This window comes from Rhodoferax sp. RT5P35 (genome assembly GCF_056521385.1).
The window spans coordinates 274,935-296,308 of sequence record NZ_JBWMAX010000005.1; the positions used below are offsets into that span (position 1 = coordinate 274,935).

The following is a 21,374-nucleotide window of genomic DNA, read 5'->3' on the forward strand; positions in this document are numbered from 1 at the left end:
CCGCGGAAACCCTGTAGGACAAAAGCGCCGAGAAAGCTTCGCGGCTGCCCCGTATGGATGTATGCCGGTGCCGCCTACAAGACGGCGGCCTGCAGCTTGGTTCAAAAATACCAAGCTTTTTAGGCATCTGGCGCATGTTCTATCTAGCTGGGATGCTATCTTTATGCAAGTGACGCGCATTCTGTGACAGTGGTTTGCGCCACCAGCAGCACCTGCGCTTGCGGTGGGCTTAATCGCCAGCGACGCGGATGACCAGCTTGCCGAAGTTCTTGCCCTCCAGCAGCCCGATGAAGGCTTGCGGGGCGTTCTCCAGCCCGTCCACTATGTCTTCGCGAAACTTCACCTGCCCGGCTTGGAGCCAGGTGTTCATTTGCTGGAAAAATTCACCGTAGCGGGGACCGTAGTCGTCAAAGATGATGAAGCCCTGCATCTTGATCCGCTTGCTCAGCAGTGTGCGCGCCAGCAGCCCCAGACGGTCTGGGCCAGGCGGTAGCGCGGTGGCGTTGTATTGGGCGATGATGCCGCACAGGGGCACGCGGGCGTGCACGTTGAGCAGCGGCAACACGGCATCAAACACTGCACCACCGACATTCTCGAAGTACACGTCAATGCCCTGGGGGCAGGCGGCCGCCAGTTGCACGTCCAGATCGGCGCTGTGGCGGTCGATACAGGCATCAAAGCCCAGCTCTTCCACCACATACCGGCATTTGTCGGCCCCGCCGGCAATGCCCACCGCGCGGCAGCCTTTGATCTTGGCGATTTGCCCCACTACCGAGCCCACGGCACCGCTGGCGGCCGCCACCACCACGGTTTCACCGGCTTTAGGTTGGCCAATATCGAGCAAACCCATAGTGGCGGTAAAACCGGGCATGCCCAGTGCGCCCAGTGGCAAGGATGGGCTTGCCAACGGGGTTTCGATCTTGGTCAGCCCCAGCCCGTCGGACAGGGCGTAGTCTTGCCAGCCGCTGTAGCCCAGCACCAGATCCCCCACCTGGAAGGCAGGGTTTTCAGAGGCTTGTACGCGCGACACCGTGCCGCCCACCATGACCGCGCCGATCGCCACCGGTGGTGCGTACGACTTGGCATCGCTCATGCGGCCGCGCATGTACGGGTCGAGCGACAGGTACAGGGTGCGCAACAGCACCTGGCCCGCAGCGGGGGTGGGGATCAGAATTTCTTCCAGGCGCAGGTTGGCTTCGGTAGGGGCGCCGACCGGACGCGAAGCCAGCACGATCCGGCGATTTACTAGGTTGTTTTGGGGCATGGGAGCTCCGTAGTTGGGAGGTTATTTGGTTGCCATGGTGGCGATGGTGTTGGTCTGCTTTTGCACCCAGGCCACAAAGCGGTCCATCCAGCCTTGCAAAAATTCCTGGCTGCCCGCGCCGATGTTGCCATGTGCATCAAACAAGCCTTGCTGGGCGTGGATGAAGGCCTCGGGTTGGTCCATGGTGGGCGCGTCCAGGTAGGCCAGAATATTGCGCAGATGTTGCTGTGCCAGTGCTGTGCCGATGGCCCCCACCGACACGCCCAGCACCCCTGTAGGCTTACCGGCCCAGGCGTTGTGGCCGTAGGGGCGGGAGGCGTGGTCAATGGCGTTTTTGAGTACGCCAGGGATGGAGCGGTTGTACTCGGGCGTGACAAACAGCAGGCCTTGCGATGCCGCAATGTCTTGCTTCAAACGGATCACCGGTTCGGCCTGGTGGGTATCGTCGTCCTGGTTGTACAACGGCAGGTCGCCAATCTGCAGCAGCTTGAACGAGAAGTTGCTTGGTGCCAGCCGGATGATGGCCGCCGCCAGTTGGTGGTTGAGCGAGTCTTTGCGCAGGCTGCCGACGACAACCGCAATTTGGAAATGTTGCATGGGGCTCTCCAGGGGTGTCAGGTAGGTTTAGGCGAAGTGGGCGGGGACCAAGGCCTGGAGCGACTTCACCTGGCGCTCCAGGGTTTCGATGCGGTTCAGGTGGCCCAGCAGCAGGGCCACGGTGAAGAGTTCGAGGTCAAAGTCGCTGCGCAACTTGCCTGCGGTGCGCAGCGGGGTAACCCATTCGGCGCTGAAGCTGGGTGGCTGTGTGGCGGGTTGTAGCGGCACCAAAGCGCTGTACTCCACCAGCTCTTGCAGATCGTCCGTGTCCATGCCGCAGCAGCTGGACAGTTCAGCCAGCGTCATGGTTTCGCTGGCATCCAGCCAGACCCATTCAATCAGGGTAAGGTTCATGGCGTTTCCTTGGCGGCCTTGGCTGCATGTGGGGTGTGGGGGCGGGGATTGAAATTCGAGATGCGCGATAGCTCAAGGTACATCGCCTGTTCCTGCTCGGACGGCTTGGCGGCCACGTCGATATGCACTAGCGCATACAGGTCGCCGTGCCCGGCTTTGCCTTGGGCCAGGCCCCGGCCGCGCAGCCGCAGCTTGCGCCCGGCGCGGGTGCCTGCGGGCACAGTCAGCAGCACCGGGCCGTCCAGTGTGGGTACTTCGATGTCGGCACCCAGGCTGGCCTCCCACGGGGCCAGTGCCAGGTCAAAGTACAGGTCGTGGTGGTCGGCGCGGAACAGCGGGTGCGGGGCCAGCGTGATGTGCAGGTAGATGTCGCCATCGGGCCCGCCGTGGCGGCCTTTGCCGCCTTTGCCGCGCAGCCGCAGCTTTTGGCCCTCGCGGGTGCCGGGCGGGATGGTCACCTCCAGCGTGCGCGTGCCGCCTGCATCGGCCAGGTCCAGGTTGAGTGTGGTGCCAAGGTGCGCGTCTTCCAGCTGCAGTGATACGGTGTTTTCATAGTCGCGGCCCGGGGTAGCGACCGGGCCGTGGCCAGCCCCGCGGTGGCCCCGGCCCAGCGCGGCCAGCAGATCGGCCAGGTCCAGGTTGTCGAACGCAGCGGCATCGGCGGCGTGCTCGTGCCGCCACTGCGGCGGCGGGGCAAATTCTTCGCCGACTGGGGGGCGGCCCAGCGCGTCGTAGGCGGCGCGCTTTTCGGGGTCTTTCAGGGTGGCGTAGGCCTCGGCGGCTTCTTTGAAGCGGGCCTCGGCATCGGCCGCTTTGGACACGTCGGGATGGGTTTGGCGCGCCAGCTTGCGGTAGGCCTTCTTGACCTGGTCCAGGCTGGCGTCTCGCGGCAGGTCCAGCGTTGCGTAGTAATCCTTGTATTGCATAACGAATGGCCTTTGGTTCAATTGCGCGGCCTCCCAAAGAGCGGGCAGAGGCTCTGGTGGGGCAGGGGAGCTACCGTACGGTGGTGTGGGGCCTGGGTCTGTGCGCTGCAGCACATAGGGTGGTGTCGGCCCCATCATGTCTGGATGCGCGTAGCACGGGCTGATCCATATCAAGGTTTGGGTTAAACCTGGAAACGGAAATTGGACACTCGGTTAGCTGTGCTGCGAGGGCTGTAATAGGCCCCATGCCGGGCCCCTGCCAAGCCGGAGGCATCGGCATGCGGCACTTTGCGGGCCTGGCCTACTGGCTATTGGGTCGGCTGCGGCACCGCCACGGCTACGTTTGGGAATAGCCGAAGTTGCTAGTGGCGAGAAAAGGCGAAGGGCGGCGGCAAACCTTGGTGTGCGAGCGCTAGCTCAAACCGCGCATCTTGGAGCAGCAGCGAAACCAGAACCAACCCGTCTCGCATGCCATTCAAGGCGCAAACAAGGGCTAGGAGTTGCTCGGCCGGTACTTCGCCGGGCACACCGCCGTCCATCAGAAGCTGCTCCATCCATCGTCTTTGTCGGCCACCGCAGTGGCTGCAGATTTTGGTTTTCCGGGTGTAAGAAGCGTCGCGGGTTTGGATGTGAAGGTGGCACTTTGGACAGGCTTTTTCGGCGCAATGTTGGCCTGGTGCTGTGCCCTGTTGCCCACAACAGAGTGGGACACGAACCTCGACGCCATCGCAGGTGTGGGCTGGCCGGGTGCCCCAGCACCACCGCCTGGGGCCAGTTTGAATACCGCGACAGCCCCCACCATTTCTTGCGCTTGCGTGTTCAGGCTGCTGGCAGCCGCCGCCATTTCTTCGACCAGTGCGGCGTTCTGTTGCGTGGCTTGGTCCATTTGGGTGACGGCTTCACCAACCTGGCTGACACCGGCGGATTGCTCCGCGCTGGCTGCGCTGATCTCGCCCATGATGTCGGTCACGCGCCGGATCGAGGTCACCACTTCCTGCATCGTCACGCCTGCCTGGTCCACCAGCACCGTACCTTGTTCCACCCGGTCCACGCTGGCAGAGATCAAGGCCTTGATTTCCTTGGCCGCCTCGGCCGAGCGACCGGCCAGGCTGCGCACTTCGCTTGCCACCACCGCAAAGCCGCGGCCCTGTTCGCCGGCCCGCGCAGCTTCCACCGCTGCGTTGAGTGCCAGGATATTGGTCTGGAAGGCGATGCCGTCGATCACACTGATGATGTCCGAGATTTTTTTCGAGCTGTCGTTGATGCCCTTCATGGTCTCGACCACCTGGCCCACCACGCCGCCGCCGCGCACGGCCACGGTCGATGCGCTCTGCGCCAGTTGGTTGGCTTGGCGCGCGTTGTCGGCGTTTTGCTTCACGGTGGAGCTGAGTTCCTCCATAGAGGCGGCGGTTTCCTCGAGTGCGCTGGCCTGTTGCTCGGTGCGGGCCGATAAGTCGTTGTTACCCTGCGAAATCTGCACACTGGCCGTGGCTACACCTTCGGCGTTCTGGCGCACATTGCCAACCACCTGGGACAGGCTGGCCTGCATGCTCTTCAATGCAATCAGCAGTTGCGCGGTTTCATTTTTGCCTGAGGCTTCAAACTGCAAGCTCAAATCGCCTGCTGCCACGGCGCGGGATACTTCCACGGCTTGGTTCAAAGGACGGGTGATTGAACGTACGAGAAGCCAGCCCAGAAGTCCCAAAAGGGCAATGGCACCCAATCCCAGGCATACCAGCAAGGTGTAGGCAGCCACATACTCCCCCTGCGCGCGCTCTTGTGCCAGCTGCCCCTCATCGGTTTGGCTTTTTACGAAATCGGCGGCGGCGGCCAGGGCTGTAGCTTGGAGTGGAGCTACATCGCTCAACAGCAGCTTGGTTGCCTCCGCATTGTCATTGACGATACCGAGCTCCACCACCTTGTTGACAAGTACAGTCATCGCATCGATCGATGCTTCCATTCTTCCAAGGCTGGCCTTGCCAGCCGGACTTGTCACCGAGTCACGCAGTTGCTTGTCCAGATTGATATAGTCACTTCTATTCTGGGCCAACTGCTGGGTCATTTGCTGGATGCTTGGCGCATCTTCTAGCAGCACGATATTGCGCGTTATGACGGCGCGTTGATACAGATTGTCTTTGACATCATGACCTAGCGCAATTTTTGGCATCCGGTCCGTAGTGATCAGACTCAATTCAGCCTTGATCGAGTCCATGCTCCTAAGCCCGGTGACCACGAGGATGGCGAGCAGCAGTGCCGCCAAGACAATACCCGCGGTAAGACGGATGCCGATTTTGAGATCTTTGAAGTTCATAGGTAGCTTTCGGTGCTGCGGAAACAATCTACTGAAGTCATTTAGCGCCACAATCAGATTGCAATCAAGTGTTTCAGATTGTAAATATTTGCGAACCACCCAAATCACCAAATTCAACGCCTATCACCCTTTAATAGGGGCATAGTGCAGATTGGTTTGGCAAGATGTTTGATCTGGGGCTATGGTTTGGCTGCACCTACTGTGAAGACGGTTGGCGTGCATATTGAAATGGAGTCCATCCGCCATCGGACGGTGCAGGTCACATGTAGCCAGAAACGAAAAAGCCTCCACAAAGGAGGCTTTTAAAATTAAGTAATTACATGCTTAGCTTTATCTTACTTAAAAGTGGTGGGTCCTGACAGATTCGAACTGTCGACCTACGGATTAAGAGTCCGCTGCTCTACCAACTGAGCTAAGAACCCACTTTTAAAAATGGTGCCAATCTAGTGGGCTAATTCACTGTGGCAAGCCCACTATTATGCACTAAATCGTGGTGATTTAAGGGTGATCGCCTGGCTTGTGGTTTGGGAGTGGATAAAATTTTTGTGGATGCTCTCAATTTAGTAGCGGTATGTGTATTTCCTGTATGCGCAAGAGGCCATTTCATTAAATTTCTTATCAACCCTGCACGATAGACCACTTTGGGTGTGGTGGTGCTTGCGCCACAATGCACTGACAGCGTGGGCCAGGTGTGGGCGCACGAAGCGGTGGACCACAGAGAGGCGCTATGGGTGAGATATTGGGTGTGCACAGCAGCACGGATGCTTCTGCGTTGGGTCCGCGTATCAGCACGGTCGGGCACGCGGCCCTGGACCATTGTTTTGACATTGCGGCGTTTCCGCACCAGCCCACCAAAACACCAGCCCAGCAATACCGCATGGTGTCGGGTGGCATGGCGGCCAATGCGGCGATTGCAGCCACCCGGTTGGGCGCGCGGGTCGGGTTGTTTGGTGCGGTGGGCGATGACGAAGCCGGCCAATTTTTGGCGCGGCGGGTGCAGAGTCTGGGCGTGGACTGCGCGGGCTTGCAGCGGGTGCCGGGGGCGACCTCGTCGATCTCGGCCGTGGTGATTGATGCGAATGGCGAGCGGCAAATCTTCAACTGCCGGGGGGATGCTTTGCGCAAGGCGCTGCCGATGGAGGTGTCGGGTTTGCAGGGGTCGAACGTGGTGATGGTCGATCCGCGCTGGATGCCCGGTTCGTTGGCGGCCTTGCATTGGACGCGTGCAAACGGGGTGCTGAGCGTGCTGGATGGCGATTTGTCCCCCCAGGAAGATTTGCAAACCCTGAGCGCGTTGGCCGACTGGTCGGTGTTTTCAGAATCTGGCCTGGCTGCGTTTGCGCCGGGGCTGTTGATTTCAGTGGCGCTGCAATCCGCGCTGGACGCAGGGACCCAGGTAGCGGTGGTCACCCTGGGTCCGCGCGGCGTGCGCTGGATGCGGCACGGCGGTGTAATGCACAGCATCGACGCATTTCCGGTGAGGGCAATGGACACCAACGGCGCGGGCGATGTGTTCCATGCGGCCCTTGCGCTGGCCTTGGCGCAGGGCCAGAACGATTTTGCGGCGATTCGCTTTGCGGCCGCCGCAGCGGCGCTGAAATGCCAGCGTACGGGTGGCGTCGGCAACGGACCTGACCGCAGCGAGGTAGACCAGTTTTTGGCCGCGCACAGTTGAGTACGTTCAAAATCCCTCAGTCTGTGCTGGTGGTGATCCATACCGCGGCACTGGATGTATTGCTGATCCGGCGGGCCGATGCCGAAGACTTCTGGCAATCGGTCACCGGCAGCAAAGACACGCCGCTTGAGGATTTCCGGGCTACCGCCGCCCGCGAGGTGGCGGAAGAAACAGGCATCCACGTGCCGCCTAGCCAGTTGCGCGACTGGCAGCTGGAAAATATCTACACCATTTACCCCCAGTGGCGGCACCGCTACGCGCCCGGCGTGCTGCAGAACCGAGAGCATCTGTTCAGCCTGCAGGTGCCCGCCCACACGCCCGTGGTGCTGAGTCCACGTGAACACACGGCCTGCCAATGGTTGCCGTACCATGCGGCGGCGCTTGCCTGCTTTTCACCTTCCAACGCCGAGGCGATACTGATGCTGCCCCGCTTTATGCCATGACCCTTCTCCCGCTATGACGATCCTCCGCGTAGCCACCTACAACATCCACAAAGGCGTTCAAGGTCTGGGGCCGACCCGGCGGCTGGAAATCCACAATCTGGGCCACGCGGTGGAGCAGCTGGATGCCGACATCATCTGCCTGCAAGAGGTGCGCAAGCTCAACCGCAGCGAACAAAAATACTTCACCCACTGGCCCGACCTGCCGCAGGCCGACTACCTGGCCCCCGAAGGTTACGAGGCGGTGTACCAAACCAATGCCATCACCCGCCACGGCGAGCACGGCAACGCCTTGCTGTCGCGCTGGCCGGTGGTCTGGCACAAGCACGAGGACATGTCGGACCACCGCTTCGAGCAGCGCGGCCTGCTGCATGTGCATGTGGTGGTGGACGGCGTGCCCGTCCATGTGATCGTGGTGCACCTGGGGCTGATCCCGGCCAGCCGCGCGCGCCAGGTGCAGCAGCTGGCTACCTACATAGCCCGCGACGTGCCACCCGATGCGCCCGTGATCGTGGCGGGCGACTTCAACGATTGGGGCAGCCAGATGCGCCACGCGCTGAACCGCATCCACTTGCACGCCTTTGACAAGCCCGGTGTGCGCACCTACCCGTCGCGCCTGCCGCTGGCGCAACTGGACTACGTCTACGCGCGCGGCCTCAAGCCGGTGGGGCTGGAGGTGCCACGCGGGCGCATCTGGTGGCGCATGTCGGACCACCTGCCGCTGCTGGCAGAGTTTGAAATGTGAGCCGCATGCCGCGCTCCCGTCCCCGCCTGCATACCCGTCTAAGAAAGGGCCATGGCATCGACCTGCTGGAGGGCAGCCGCGCTTTCTTCCCCGCCCTGGTCGCCGCCATGGACGCAGCCCAGCATGCGGTACGGCTGGAAACCTATATTTTTGACTGCACCGGCGCGGGTGCCGAGGTGGCCGAAGCGCTGCTGCGCGCCGCCCAACGCGGAGTGCAGACCTGCGTGGTGGTGGATGGCCTGGGCACCGGCGCACTGCCCCAGGCCTGGCGCGAGCGTTTTGCGGCTGCGGGCGTGCAGTGGCGGGTGTATTCGCCGGTGAACATGCTGGCCTTGCTGCTGCCCACGCGCTGGCGGCGGCTGCACCGCAAGCTGTGCGTGGTCGATAGCGGGTGGGATGGTGCAGTGGCGTTTTGCGGCGGCATCAATATCCTGGACGACTTCCACGACCCCAACTTTGGGACACTCAAAGCCCCGCGCTTTGATTTTGCGGTGCGCATCACCGGCCCCATCGTGGCGTACACCGACACCACCATGCAGGTGCTGTGGCGGCGGCTGCAGGCCGTGCGCGACCTGCGCCAGCACAAGCTGCAAGAGGCTGTGCAGACCTTTTTATCTGCCAAGTCCCGCAGCGCTCATGCTCCTGAAACCATAGCGAATGATGCAGAATCCACCAGCGCTGCACTGGTTTTACGCGACAATTTACGCAGCCGCACCCGGATCGAGCGCGCCTACCTGCGGGCCATCGCCGGGGCCCGGCACGAGATCATCATTGCCAACGCCTACTTTGTGCCCGGCTTTCGCCTGCGCCAGGCGCTGGTGGCGGCGGCCGAACGCGGCGTGCGGGTGCAGTTGCTGCTGCAGGGCAAGTACGAATACTTTATGCAGTTTTACGCGGCGCGGCCGGTGTACGGCGTGTTGCTGGGCGCGGGCGTGGAGATCCATGAATACGCGCCCAGTTTTTTGCATGCCAAGGTGGCGGTGGTGGATGGCCACTGGGCCACGGTGGGCTCCAGCAACCTGGACCCCCTGAGCCTGCTGCTGGCCCGCGAAGCCAATGTGGTGGTGGACGATGCCGCCTTTGCCCAGGCCCTGCGCGAGCGCCTGCTGCAGGCGATGGCCGAGGGCGGCCAGGTGATGGACCCCGCCACCTACGCCGCCCGCCCGCTGCGCCAGCGCGCCCTGGAATACGTGGCCATGCTGGTGATGCGGCTGGCGCTATTGGTGACGGGTAAGCGTTACTAAACCAGCTTGAACACGGCCACCGCCTGCGCCAGCCGCTCGGCCTGGTCGCGCAGGCTCTCGGCGGCAGCGGCAGACTGTTCGACCAACGCAGCGTTTTGCTGGGTCATCTGGTCCAGCTGGCCCACGGTGCTGTTGACCTGGCCGATGCCGTCCGACTGCTCGGCGGCGGCGGCGGTGATCTCGCCGATGGTGTCGCTGACCCGCTTCACCGAGCTGACGATTTCATTCATGGTGGTGCCCGCGTTCTGCACCAGCCGCGAACCGGACTCCACCTTTTCTACCGACGCACCGATCAGCGTCTTGATCTCTTTGGCAGCTTCTGCGCTGCGCTGGGCCAGGCTGCGCACTTCCGATGCCACCACCGCAAAGCCGCGCCCCTGTTCGCCCGCACGGGCGGCTTCGACGGCGGCGTTCAGCGCCAAGATATTGGTCTGGAAGGCAATGCCGTCGATCACGCCGATGATGTCGGCAATCTTTTTCGAGCTGTGGTTGATGTCAGTCATGGTGGCTACCACTTCGCCTACCACCGCACCGCCACGGGCGGCCACAGCGGCAGCGGACGCGGCCAGCTGGTTGGCCTGGCGCGCCGAGTCGGCGGACTGCTGCACCGTGCTGGTGAGCTGCTCCATGCTGCTGGCGGTGCGCTGCAGGTTACTGGCGGTTTGCTCGGTGCGCACGCTCAAGTCCTGGTTGCCGCTGGCGATTTCGGCACTGGCCGTACCTATACTTTCCACGGCGGAGCGCACCTGCGACAGGGCTTGCAGATAGCGCTGGCGCATGCCTTCCACCTCGTTCACCAGTGCGCCGATTTCGTCCTGGCGCTGGGTGCTGAAAGCCCGGGTCAGATCGCCGTGGGCTACGCGGTGACGGCCACCGTCAGCTCAGCCAGGGGCAGGCTTACGGTGCGCCGCACCAACACATACAGGCCCACGCCCAGCAACACGGTAGTGGCAGCCAGCAGGCTCCAGACCACGGCCATGTTGCGCCAGTACTCGGCCATGGCCTCGCTCTCGGGCACCTCGGCCACCAGCCAGTTGGTGCCCGCCGCGGTCTTGCGCATCACCGCCCAGGTGTCGGTGGGTGTGCTGCCCAGCAGCGTGGCGGCCTTGCGCACATAGCCGTCGGGTGCGGTGGACAGGGCGGTCAGGAACGGTTCGGCTTGGGGAAAGGCTTCCAGCACTTTTTTTCCTTTGGCCGTGGGGTGGATGCTGAACTTGGCATCGGCCAGCGGGCCGCGCGCGTCCAGCAGATAGATGCCGCCTGTGGCAAAAAACTTGGATTCGGCTACCTGCTTGTCCAGCGCCGCCTGTTGCAGGGTGATGTCGCTGCCCACAAAAAAGATGCCAATGGTGGCCCCAGCCGCGTCCTTGATAGGCTCGTAGCGTGTCATGTACGGCGTGCCAAACAATACCGCCGGGCCGGTGTAGCTTTGGCCGGCCTGGATCAGCGCATAGGCCGGGTGGCTGCGGTCCAGCAACGTGCCCATGGCGCGCGCGCCGTCCTGCTTTTTCAGCGAGGTGGTGATGCGCAGGAAATCCTCGCCCTTTTTAGCAAACACCGTGGCCACGCCGCCGGTGTCGTGGTTGAAGTCATCCACGGCCTGAAAGTCGTCGTTGAGCACTTTGCCAGCATTGCTTAATTGGCCGGTGGCCGGGTCCAGGCTGAGCGTGGGGCCAAAGTTGTTGCGAAAGCTGCGAAACGCACGCTGCACCAGTTCGCGGTTGATGCGGTCATAGGCATCGGCCACCGTCACCATGCTTTGCACCCGCTCGGTCACGGTACTGACGAGCTGTGCGTGGGTGGTGCGCTGTTCGATCACGCCAATCGCCACCGCCAGGGCCAGCAGCACCGCCGCCAAACCGACCAGCGAGAGCAAGGCCAGCTTGCGGGCAACCGATGCGCGGGGAGCATGAATGGGGGCCATCAGGTCTCCGTTGTGTACTTTTGTAACGTTGTGAACCAATCGCATGTTAATGCGCGGAAACGGTGTGCGATAGCCCAGCACCAGGGGATTTTGTTTTTGCTCTGTTTTATGTAGCTATAGGTTTATGTGGCGTATGCGCTAGAGGCCTATTTTTTATAAAAAATTGTGCCCGCGTCACACGCATGACATTTGGCTTTTTCACAATGCGGCCACCCCCTTGATCTACTACCAGAGACTTGCCATGGACCGCCGCACATTCCTGAACGCCACCACCGCCCTCACTGGCGCCACCGTGGTTGCCCCGCTGCACAGCTTTGCCCAAACCCCGCCAGTGGCCCCGGCCATCATCACCCGCGACAGCATGCGCCCGCAAATGGCCCAGGGTGTGCAAAGCGGCGACCCGAAATCCGACGCTGCCATGGTCTGGACCCGCAGCGACCGCCCGGCCCGCATGTGGGTCGATTGGTCTACCAGCGCCAGCTTTGCCAACCCCACGCGCGTGCGCGGCCCCTACCTGATGGAGGGCAGCGACTTCACCGGCCGCCTGGACCTGGCCAGCCTGCCCGCCGGGCAAGAGATTTTTTACCGCGTCGTGCTGCAAGACCTGCACAACGAGCGCGTGCTGTCCGAGCCGGTGCGCGGCCACCTGCGCCTGCCCGCAGCGGCGGGTAGCAAAGCGCTGCGCGACGTGCGCTTCACCTGGAGCGGCGATACCGCGGGCCAGGGCTGGGGCATCAACGAAGCCTGGGGCGGCATGTCGATCTACGAGCAGATGCGCAAGGTCAACCCCGACTTCTTTTTGCACAGCGGCGACACCATCTACGCCGATGGCCCCATCAGCGCCCAGGTCACGCTGCCCGACGGCACGCTGTGGAACAACATCGTCACCGAAGAAGTCAGCAAGGTCGCCGAGACCCTGAACGACTACCGGGGCCGCCATCGCTACAACCTGCTGGATGCCAACATCCGCCGCATGGCCGCCGACGTGCCGCAGATCTGGCAATGGGACGACCACGAGGTGACCAACAACTGGTCAGACTCCAAAGACCTGCGCGGCGACGCCCGCTATACGCAGAAAAACATGCCCCTGCTCACTGCCTACGGTGCCCAGGCCTTCCACGAATACGCTCCCCTGCGCCGCACCGCCGATGTGGAGAGCCAGCGCGTCTACCGCTACCTGCCGCAGGGCCCGCTGCTCGACATGTTTGTGGTGGATATGCGCAGCTACCGCGGTGCCAACAGCGCCAACCTGCAAACCACCGAGACCGCCGACAGCGCCTTCATGGGCCGCCCGCAGGTGGACTGGCTGTTGGACGGCCTGAAGCAGTCCAAAGCCGTGTGGAAGGTGATTGCCGCCGACATGCCCATCAGCCTGCACGTGCCCGACGGCAAGGATGCCGAAGGCCGCGACAAATGGGAGGCGATCGCCAATGGCGACGATGGCCAGCCTCTGGGCCGCGAGATCGAAATCGCCCGCCTGCTGCGCGAGATCAAACGCGCTGGCATCCAGAACGTAGTGTGGCTAACGGCCGACGTGCACTACACCGCCGCCCACTACTTCGACCCCAACAAGGCCCAGTTCAGCGACTTTGCGCCGTTTTGGGAGTTCGTCTCAGGTCCGCTGAATTCGGGCAGCTTTGGCCCCTGCAAGGTGGATGGCACCTTTGGCATGCAAGTGGCCTACCAAAAAGCCCCACCGGTGCAAAACACCGCTCCCAACGGCGGCTTCCAGTTCTTCGGCCAGGTGGACATCGATGCCAAAACCCGCGCCATGACCGTCACCTTGAAAGACCTGACCGGGGCCTCGCTGTACGTCAAGATGCTGGAGCCGCAGCAGGCTTAGACCCCCGCACCTCGGCGGCCATCACCACGGCCAATCCGGCTAAGACACCGCCCAGGCCGATCCACGCGCCCAGCGTGGTCTGCTCGTGCAGCACGGCTACCGCCAGGCCAAAGGCCACCAGCGGCTCGGCCAGCGCCAGCGTCACTGCGGTGGCGCTGGCTACCCAGCGTAGCGCGTAGCTGAACAGCAAATACGCCAGCCCGGTGGCCACCACGCCTAGGTAGCCGACCGCCAGCACGTCGGCGGCCGTGGCGCTGAACGCCCCAGACACCGCCAGTGCCACCGGTACCGCCACCAGCGCTGCTGCGCCAAACACGCACAGCGTCACCGTGGCAGGCGGCGCGGCCCGCACCAGCCCCTGGTTCAGCACGGCGTAGGCCGCGTAGCTCAAACCCGCCGCCAGGCACAGCAGCGTGCCGTGCAAGCTGACGGCATGTTCGGCCCCGCCACCCAGTACCATCAGCGTGCCCCCAGCCACCGCTAGCAGCGTACCCAGCCACCAGGCCGGGCGTGGAATCTGCCGGGTAAACAGCCACTGCAACACGCCCGCCCAAACCGGCCCGCTGCCCAGCGCCACCGCCGTGCCGATGGCCACGCCGTTGGCCTTGACCCCTGCAAAAAACGCCAGGTTGTAGCCCGCCACGCAGATGCCCGCCAGCAGCACCCGGCCCCAGGGCAGCGCCCGCAGGTCGCCCGCCCAACGGCTGCGCGGTACGGTCAAAAATCCATACGTGGCAAAGAAGCCCGAGGCCACCACCAGCCGTAGCGCGCCTATCCAGTAGGCGGATAAATGGGGCGGAGCCAGGCTTTGGGCGGTGCCGGTCGTGCCCCATAAAACGGCGGCGGCCAGCACCATCAGGCTACCGAGAAGGGTTTTGTTGTGCATGCGCCGATGGTGGGGCAGGGCGCGCTACGGAATGTCGAGAGACTCTCGTGCTATTCAGCTGCGCAGACTTTTAGCCCCCACACCCTGGTCGCGCTTCAACGCGTAGGCCAGGGCGCTGGCAGTCCGGTAGCCCACCTGCAGGGCGGCGGTGTCCAGCAGTATGCCGGCCTGCACCAGGGCCATCGCCCGCTGCAGCCGTCGGGCGCGCAGATAGCTTTGCGGCGGGCTGCCGGTCAGCTCCAGCAGGCGGGCGTGGAAGCGCTGGGGGCTCAGGTGAAACAGGGCGGCCATACGGGCTGTGGTCCAGGGGGCGTGCAGCTCGGCATCCAGCGCGGCATCCAGGGCGGCGCGGGTCACGCTGCGGCGTTGCAGGATCTGCGGGGCTTGCAGCAGGTCGGCCAGTACCAGGTCAGGCCGTAGCGGCGGCACGGCAAAGCGTTTTATCCGGTCCATGCCAGCCTGCGCGGGCGCGTCTATCACCCACATGCGGGTGTGGGCCGTGGCCACAAAACCGTGCGCCACCCCGGCGGGCACGATCACCCCGCAGGCTGTATCGGCAAAGCTGGCGCGGCCACCAATCTCCAGCTCCATGCGGCCCTGCAGGGCAAACATGATCTGGGCGTGGTCGTGCGCGTGGGCCTGGTGCTCACCGCTATAACGGCGCACCTCCCATTGGGCTTTAAGAAAAGAAGCCATAACCCACTATAAATGCAAGTTTAAAAGACATGCCAGTCTGCAACGTGGTGGCATAAATGTGTATTTATGCCGGTTCTGCATTATTTTGCTAGACAGCATGGGGTCCTGCGGTAAAAATCAATTGGTTACAAACAACGAGGGGGATGGTTCCTTGGATTTTGTAGTTATCCACAAAAACAAGATATGACCCGACTATCCGACCCCCTCGAGCCCCCAGTGACACCGGCGCCATCCGCGCCCCCCCGGCGATTTTCTCTGCGCTGGTGCTGGCAGGCGATGGGCACGCTTAAGGGGCGGATACTGTTGGTGGCGGTGGGGTCGGCCTTGCTGTCGGGGGCGGCCTCCAGCTATTTCATGGCGCGCGAGAGCGAGCAGGTGGTGCGCAATAGCTTCAGCCAACAGCAGCAGGATTCGGTCTACCTGGTGGCCGATCTGGTGGACACCCGGCTGCGGCGCATGCAGTCCAACCTGCGCTTGTTGGCTGCCGACATCCCTTTCGCACAGCTGGCCCACCCGGCAGCGCTGGCGCAGTTGCTGCGCAACCATCCGCTGGCGCCGGACCAGTTTTTGGCGGTGCAAGTGGTGCTTCCCGACGGCAGCGTACTGGCATCGGCCAGCCATGCCCCGCAAGATGTACCCGACCCTGATTTCAGCCACCAGGCGGTGTTCCAAACCACCTTGGCTACCGGGGCCATCGGCATTTCCGAGCCGGTACTGAGCCTGCAGACCCGCGAGCCGGTGGTGGTGGTCACCGTGCCCGTACGCCGCCCGGACGGCCAGACCATGGCCGTGCTGGCAGGCGCGGTGTCGCTGCGCGCGGCCGACTTGCTGCCTGCGGCCGTATCCACGCTGGGCGACTTTTCGACCGTGCTGGTTATTTACAGCCGGGCCGGTGTCATCCTGTCACACCCCGATGCCCAGCACCGCATGCTGCGCGCGGCCGATGAGCCGGGCCTGGGGGCCATGCTGGCCCAGCGGCGGGGTGGTGGCTCGGTGGACCTGCCGCACTATCTGGTGGCCACGGCCGACGTGCCCGCCGCCGGTTGGACAGTGGCCCGCGTCACCGCCATCGACTACGCCTTGGCACCGCTGCGCCAGGTGCATGCCCGCTCCTGGCTGGTGGTGCTGGGCATCATGGGCATCTGCGCGGCCTTGTCCACACTGCTGATTGCCAACATCACCCGGCCCATCACCCAGCTGCGCGACCGGGCACAGCTGCTGCTGGGCGTGGGGCGCGCCGTGTCCGACGACTGGCCCCGCGCGCGCGGCGAAATCGGCCAACTGGTGCAGGTGTTTCGCCACGTCACACTGGAGCGCGGCCGGGCCCAGGCGGCCCAGAGCGCCATGGTCGAGCAGCTGATGGCGATTTTGAAGAACTCGCCGGTGGGCATCGTCATCACCCGCGACAGCCGGTTCGAGCTGGTAGGCAGCCATGCCAACTACCTGTTTGGCTACCCCGAGGGCGAGCTGCTGGGAATGGATGCGGGGGTGATTTACCCTTCGCCCGAGGCCTATCTGGCGGTGGGCGAACGCTACCGCGCCGCCTTCAAAACCCAGGGCTCGTTCGACGGCGACGTGCAAATGCGGCGCAAGGACGGCAGCAGCCTGCTGGTGCGTATGCGGGGCCGTGGCGTGATCGACGGTGACCCCAGCGCAGGGGTGATCTGGATTCTGAACGACGTCACCGCCGCCCGCGCCCGCATTGACGAGCTGGCCTGGTCGGCCGCTCACGACAGTCTGACCCAGCTGGTCAACCGCCGCGACTTCGAAGCCCGGCTGGCCCACGCGGTAGAGCGGGTCCAGCAGCCACTGTCGCGCCAGACCGACCACTTGGGCTGCTGCGCCATGTTCATCGACCTGGACTACTTCAAGGCCATCAACGACGCGGCCGGGCATGCGGCGGGCGATGAAGTGCTGCGCCAAATCGCCCGCCTGCTGGAGTCGCTGGTGCGCCAGAGCGACACCGTGGCCCGCCTGGGTGGCGATGAATTTGCCATCCTGCTGCCCGGATGCACCCTGAAGCGGGCCCAGAAAATCGCCGAACAGGTACGCGCCGGGGTGTTTGCCTGGCGCATGGACTGGCGCGAGCATTCGTTCCGCCTGGGTGCAAGCATCGGCGTGGTCCAGCTCAACCCCGACTTGCCCCAGGTCGCCGCTGTGCTGGAAGCCGCCGACAGCGCCTGCTACGAGGCCAAACGCAGCGGCCGCAACCGGGTAGTGACCTATGGTGGCAGCCTGGCGGGGTCAGATCCCCATTGCGCGATGGATGCAGACGGAAAAGACAGCGAATATGGCCCGCAATGGGGCTCTGACCCCTCCTGGCGGTTCTCCACAACGGACGGTTAAGAAAACGCCAACGCCAACCCGCCAACCGGGGTCAGAGCACGCACGCGGCTAGGCCGCAGGCTTGGCATCCACTTTGCGGTGCGCGTGGATGATCTGGCCCCGATTGGCTACGCCCCGCGTTTCTTTCCTGCCCCCAGCGCCCACAGCACGTTCTCCGCCGTTGCCGGTGCCGCCAGCTGCACCACCTCGCCATCCCCACGCGCCGAGGCAATGGCCTCCTTCAGTGCCTCGAACACGCTGATCGCCAGCATGAATGGCGGTTCGCCTACGGCTTTGCTGTTGAACACGGTGTCCTCGCGGTTGGGCTGCTCCCACAGCGCCACTTTGAAGTGCACGGGGATGTCGCCGGTGGCGGGGATTTTGTAGGTGCTGGGGGCGTGGGTGCTCAGGTAACCCTTGGCGTTCCAGACCAGTTGCTCGGTGGTCAGCCAGCCCATGCCCTGGATGAAGCCGCCTTCGACCTGGCCGATGTCAATGGCGGGGTTGATGCTGGTGCCCGCGTCGTACAGCACGTCGATTTTCAACACGCGGCTCTCGCCGGTAAGGGTGTCGATGGCTACCTCGGTGCAGGCCGCGCCGTAGGCAAAGTAGTAGAACGGGCGGCCTGTCAGCGTGGTTTTGTCGTAGTGGATTTTGGGCGTGCGGTAAAAGCCGTCGCTCCACAGCTGGATGCGGTTGGCGTAGGCCTGCTGCACCAGGCTGGCAAACGGGCGGCTGGTGTGGGGGGTGATGACCTGGCCGCCCTTGAACTGCACGGCCCCGGCACCGCAGTTGTCCAGCCCGGCGGCAAATTGCGCCAGGTTGTCGCGCACGTTGCGGGCGGCGTACTGGGCGGCACGGCCATTCAAGTCGGTGCCGCTGGATGCGGCGGTGGCCGAAGCGTTGGGCACCTTGCTGGTGTCGGCCGCCGTGGCCAGTACGCTGGTGAAAGGCACGCCCAGCTCATCGGCCACGATTTGCGCTACCTTGGTGTTCAGGCCCTGGCCCATCTCGGTGCCGCCGTGGTTCACCTGCACGCTGCCGTCGGTGTAGACGTGCACCAGCGCACCGGCCTGGTTAAACAGGGTGGCGGTGAACGAGATGCCGAACTTCACCGGCGTGATGCTGATGCCGCGCTTTATCACCGGGCTGTTGGTGTTCCAAGCCGAAATGGCCTCTCGCCTAGATAAATACTGCGCTGTTTGCTCTATTTTCGAGAGCATGGGGTGCAGAATGTTGTCTTCTACCTGCATGCCGTAGTGGGTGAAGTTGCGTGCCGCGTTGGGCGTGTCGGCAGCGTCGTACAGGTTGTGGCGGCGCACGGCCAGCGGGTCCAGTTTGAGCTGCCGAGCGATTTCGCTGAGGATGGTTTCGATCACGATCACGCCCTGTGGCCCGCCGAAACCGCGAAACGCGGTGTGGCTCTGGGTGTGGGTCTTGACGCGGTACGAGGCGATGTCCACATCGGCCAGAAAGTAGGCGTTGTCTACGTGGAAGACGGCGCGGTCGGCCACCGGGCCGCTCAGGTCGGCGCTGAAGCCGCAGTTGGCCAGCATGGTGAGCTGCAGGCCGCAAATCAGGCCTGCGTCGTCATAGCCCACGGTGTAGTCGTAGGCGAAGGGATGGCGCTTGCCGGTGACCATAAAGTCGTCGTCCCGGTCGAAGCGCAGCTTGACGGGGCGCTGCAGCGTGTGGGCTGCCACGGCGGCCCATACGGCCAGGTGCCCGGCCTGGGTTTCCTTGCCGCCAAAGCCACCCCCCATGCGGCGGCACTCCACCTTGACAGCGTGGTTGGCGATGCCTAAGGCATGTGCCACCCAGTGCTGCACTTCGCCGGGGTGCTGCGTGCTGGAGTGCACTGTCCACTGGCCTTGCTCTTGCGGCAGTGCGTAGGCGACCTGGCCCTCCAGGTAGAAATGCTCTTGCCCGCCCACTTCGAGCTGGCCGCGCAGGGTGTGCGGGGCGCTGGCCAAAGCCTGTGCGGCATCGCCGCGGCGCACAAACACGGGTGGCAGCACATAGCTTTGCGCGGCGTGGGCGGCGCGCACGTCCAGCAGGGCGGGCAGGGATTCGATGTCCAATTTCACGGCGCGGGCGGCCTCGCGGGCTTGCATCACCGTATCGGCCACCACCAGGCCGATCACCTGGCCGATGTGCAGCACGGTGTCGATGGCGAACACCGGTTCGTCGTGGGCAAAGGCAGCCAGCATCTTGTCGCCGGGAATGTCCTGGCTGAGGATGACGGCCTGCACGCCGGGCATGGCGCGTGCGGCCCGGCTGTCCACACCCAGCAGCTTGCCGTGGGCCACGGTAGACAAGATAGGCGCGGCATGCAGGGTGCCACGCAGCTCGGGCAGGTCGTCGATGTAGTGGGCCGCGCCTGCCACTTGAGCGCGGGCGCTTTCGTGCGGCTGGCGGGTGCCTGCCGAGGCGGTGTTGACAGGGTTGGACAGTGTGTGCTTGTCGGGGGCGTTCATGCGCAGGCCTCCACCTCGAAAGTGGCCAGGTCGATCTGGGTCTGGCCCTGGCTTTCCAGCCAGAAGCGTTGCAACAAATTGCCCATCACCTCACTGCGGTAGGCGGCGCTGGCCCGCATGTCGGAGATGGGCTGGAACTCGGCGCGCAGCGCGGCCGCGGCTGCGTGGGCGGTTGCCAGGGTCCAGGGCTGGCCGACCAGGGCAGCCTGGGTCTGCACAGCGCGCACCGGGGTGGCGGCGACCCCGCCTACGCCGATGGAAGCGGCAGTGACTAAGCCATCCACTACCGTCAAACTCAGCGCCAAACAGATTGCCGAAATATCGTCGTCGAACCGTTTGGAGATTTTGTAGACGCGCATGAATTCGGCACCCGCATGCGGCACCTTGATCCACGCCAGCACCTCGTCTGTCGCCATCACGTTTTGCCGGTAGCCGGTGTACAAACTCTCCAGCGGCAGCGCGCGCTCTCCGCGCTCGCTGGCCAGCACCACGCTGGCCCCCAGGGCAATCAGCAGCGGCATCGAGTCGCCAATCGGCGAGCCGTTGGCCACGTTGCCACCCAGGGTGCCCGAGTTACGCACCGGCAGCCCGGCGAAGCGCGAAGCAAAGCTGTGCAGCTGTGGGCGGGTGGCGACCAAGGCGGTGTACGCATCAGCCAGGGTGACGGCAGCGCCGATCTGCAAGCCGTCTGCCTGGTGGATGGTCTGGCGCAACTCGTCCACCTGGGTCACGTCGAGCACGCTGTCGAAGTGCTTGTGCATTTTGGTGATCCACAGGCCTACGTCGGTACACCCGGCCACGATCTGGGCCTGGGGGTGGGCGGCGCGGGCGGCGGTCAGCTCGGCCAGGGTCCGCGGTGATTTATAAGCAAAATCTACCTCTGGCGCAGGCACTATCAGCGCAAGCTGCTCTAGATGTTGTAGCAAAGCAACCTCGTCGATACGCACGGCGGGCAGGTGCTCCATGGCCTGGGCGGCATCCAAAATCGGCCGGTAGCCGGTGCAGCGGCACAGGTTGCCCGACAAGGCTTCTTGCGCGCCCGTGCGGCTGATGGCCTGGCCGTGGCAGGTGCTGTTCTGGTACATGCCAAACAGGCTCATCACAAAGCCGGGCGTGCAAAACCCGCATTGCGAGCCGTGGCACTGCACCATGGCTTCTTGCGCGGGGTGCAGGCTGCCGTCGGCCTGGGCGATGTCTTCCACCGTCCACAGCGCCATCCCGGCGATAGAGTGGGCCAGGCGGATGCAGCTATTGATGGCGCGGTAGCGTAGGGCACCGTTTTCAGGTTCTGCCAGCACCACCGTGCAGGCACCGCAGTCGCCTTCGCCGCAGCCTTCCTTGGTGCCGGTGGCACCCAGGTCTTCGCGCAGCACCTGCAGCAGGGTGCGGTCGGGCGGCACGTTGTGCAGGGTGATGGTCTGGCCGCGCCGGATGAAGCGCAGGGGTTGGGTCGTCATGGCGGGTCGGTCCTTGTCAGCAATTCTTGTGGGGCACAGCATGCAATAGTCGCACCACCCATCTTGGTGCATTGCAGCACGGTCAGCGTGCTGTTGCGGGTTAGGATACGCGGCGTTTGCCGACTGCGTACCGCCATTGTTCGCAATTTTTGTGCGGTTGGCACTGAGCTTGCTGGGGTATTGCAGCCGCAGCCAGGGTCTTGTGAGAGA

At 63.9% G+C, this 21,374-nt stretch carries 15 protein-coding genes, 1 tRNA gene and 1 pseudogene; 6 read left to right on the forward strand and 11 right to left on the reverse strand.

Annotated features, from left to right (window positions below):
* Positions 1–229 precede the first annotated feature (229 nt).
* The 6 genes from AC097L_RS09910 to AC097L_RS09935 all read right to left on the reverse strand — a co-directional run bounded on the left by AC097L_RS09910 (position 230) and on the right by AC097L_RS09935 (position 5,874).
* Entirely contained in the window at positions 230–1,264 is a 1,035-nt protein-coding gene (locus tag AC097L_RS09910) for an NADP-dependent oxidoreductase (protein ID WP_479586175.1), read from the reverse strand.
* Between the two features lie 21 nt (positions 1,265–1,285).
* The gene (locus AC097L_RS09915; RefSeq protein ID WP_479586177.1) at positions 1,286–1,861 is read right to left on the reverse strand and encodes an NADPH-dependent FMN reductase; all 576 of its coding nucleotides are present in this window, start codon (positions 1,859–1,861) and stop codon (positions 1,286–1,288) included.
* A 27-nt stretch (positions 1,862–1,888) separates the two neighbouring features.
* Entirely contained in the window at positions 1,889–2,215 is a 327-nt protein-coding gene (locus AC097L_RS09920) for a chaperone modulator CbpM (RefSeq protein ID WP_479586179.1), read from the reverse strand.
* Positions 2,212–3,141 carry a DnaJ C-terminal domain-containing protein gene (locus tag AC097L_RS09925; protein WP_479586181.1) on the reverse strand — a complete coding sequence of 310 codons (930 nt, stop codon included), beginning with the start codon at positions 3,139–3,141 and terminating at the stop codon, positions 2,212–2,214. The genes AC097L_RS09920 and AC097L_RS09925 overlap by 4 nt, the downstream gene beginning before the upstream one ends.
* A 538-nt stretch (positions 3,142–3,679) precedes the next feature.
* A complete protein-coding gene (locus tag AC097L_RS09930) occupies positions 3,680–5,452 on the reverse strand; it encodes a methyl-accepting chemotaxis protein (protein WP_479586336.1) in 1,773 nt (590 codons plus the stop codon).
* A gap of 346 nt (positions 5,453–5,798) precedes the next feature.
* A tRNA-Lys gene (locus AC097L_RS09935) sits at positions 5,799–5,874 on the reverse strand.
* A 305-nt stretch (positions 5,875–6,179) separates the two neighbouring features.
* Between AC097L_RS09935 and AC097L_RS09940 the strand changes: the two genes are divergently transcribed.
* Genes AC097L_RS09940 through clsB form a run of 4 tightly spaced genes read left to right on the forward strand, consistent with a single transcriptional unit; the run spans position 6,180 to position 9,556 of the window.
* A complete protein-coding gene (locus AC097L_RS09940) occupies positions 6,180–7,127 on the forward strand; it encodes a PfkB family carbohydrate kinase (RefSeq protein ID WP_479586183.1) in 948 nt (315 codons plus the stop codon).
* Positions 7,124–7,570: a dihydroneopterin triphosphate diphosphatase gene (gene nudB, locus AC097L_RS09945; RefSeq protein ID WP_479586185.1), complete on the forward strand. Its 447-nt coding sequence runs from the start codon at positions 7,124–7,126 to the stop codon at positions 7,568–7,570. The genes AC097L_RS09940 and nudB overlap by 4 nt, the downstream gene beginning before the upstream one ends.
* Before the next feature lie 13 nt (positions 7,571–7,583).
* Positions 7,584–8,312 (forward strand): endonuclease/exonuclease/phosphatase family protein, encoded by a 729-nt coding sequence (locus AC097L_RS09950; RefSeq protein ID WP_479586187.1) that lies wholly within the window; start codon positions 7,584–7,586, stop codon positions 8,310–8,312.
* Between the two features lie 5 nt (positions 8,313–8,317).
* On the forward strand, positions 8,318–9,556 hold the full coding sequence (gene clsB, locus AC097L_RS09955; RefSeq protein ID WP_479586337.1) for a cardiolipin synthase ClsB: 1,239 nt from the start codon (positions 8,318–8,320) through the stop codon (positions 9,554–9,556).
* Here the strand turns inward: clsB and AC097L_RS09960 are convergent.
* Positions 9,553–11,480: pseudogene (locus AC097L_RS09960) on the reverse strand (methyl-accepting chemotaxis protein). The gene clsB and the pseudogene AC097L_RS09960 sit on opposite strands and share 4 nt — an antisense overlap.
* Before the next feature lie 241 nt (positions 11,481–11,721).
* Between AC097L_RS09960 and AC097L_RS09965 the strand changes: the two are divergent.
* Entirely contained in the window at positions 11,722–13,323 is a 1,602-nt protein-coding gene (locus AC097L_RS09965) for an alkaline phosphatase D family protein (RefSeq protein ID WP_479586190.1), read from the forward strand.
* Here AC097L_RS09965 and AC097L_RS09970 read toward each other — a convergent pair.
* Together AC097L_RS09970 and AC097L_RS09975 are read right to left on the reverse strand one after the other, a co-directional pair.
* The gene (locus tag AC097L_RS09970) at positions 13,295–14,209 is read right to left on the reverse strand and encodes a DMT family transporter (RefSeq protein WP_479586193.1); all 915 of its coding nucleotides are present in this window, start codon (positions 14,207–14,209) and stop codon (positions 13,295–13,297) included. The two genes, AC097L_RS09965 and AC097L_RS09970, sit on opposite strands and share 29 nt — an antisense overlap.
* 54 nt (positions 14,210–14,263) lie before the next feature.
* The gene (locus AC097L_RS09975) at positions 14,264–14,905 is read right to left on the reverse strand and encodes a helix-turn-helix domain-containing protein (RefSeq protein WP_479586196.1); all 642 of its coding nucleotides are present in this window, start codon (positions 14,903–14,905) and stop codon (positions 14,264–14,266) included.
* Positions 14,906–15,088: 183 nt separating this feature from the next.
* Here AC097L_RS09975 and AC097L_RS09980 point away from each other — a divergent pair, with 183 nt between their 5' ends.
* Positions 15,089–17,251: a sensor domain-containing diguanylate cyclase gene (locus tag AC097L_RS09980; protein WP_479586199.1), complete on the forward strand. Its 2,163-nt coding sequence runs from the start codon at positions 15,089–15,091 to the stop codon at positions 17,249–17,251.
* 107 nt (positions 17,252–17,358) lie between these two features.
* Here the strand turns inward: AC097L_RS09980 and xdhB are convergent, their stop codons facing one another.
* Positions 17,359–19,707, reverse strand: coding sequence for a xanthine dehydrogenase molybdopterin binding subunit (gene xdhB, locus AC097L_RS09985; RefSeq protein ID WP_479586201.1), 2,349 nt, complete (start codon positions 19,705–19,707; stop codon positions 17,359–17,361).
* Entirely contained in the window at positions 19,704–21,164 is a 1,461-nt protein-coding gene (gene xdhA / locus AC097L_RS09990) for a xanthine dehydrogenase small subunit (protein WP_479586204.1), read from the reverse strand. Before xdhA ends, xdhB begins: the two co-directional genes overlap by 4 nt.
* Positions 21,165–21,374: the final 210 nt, after the last annotated feature.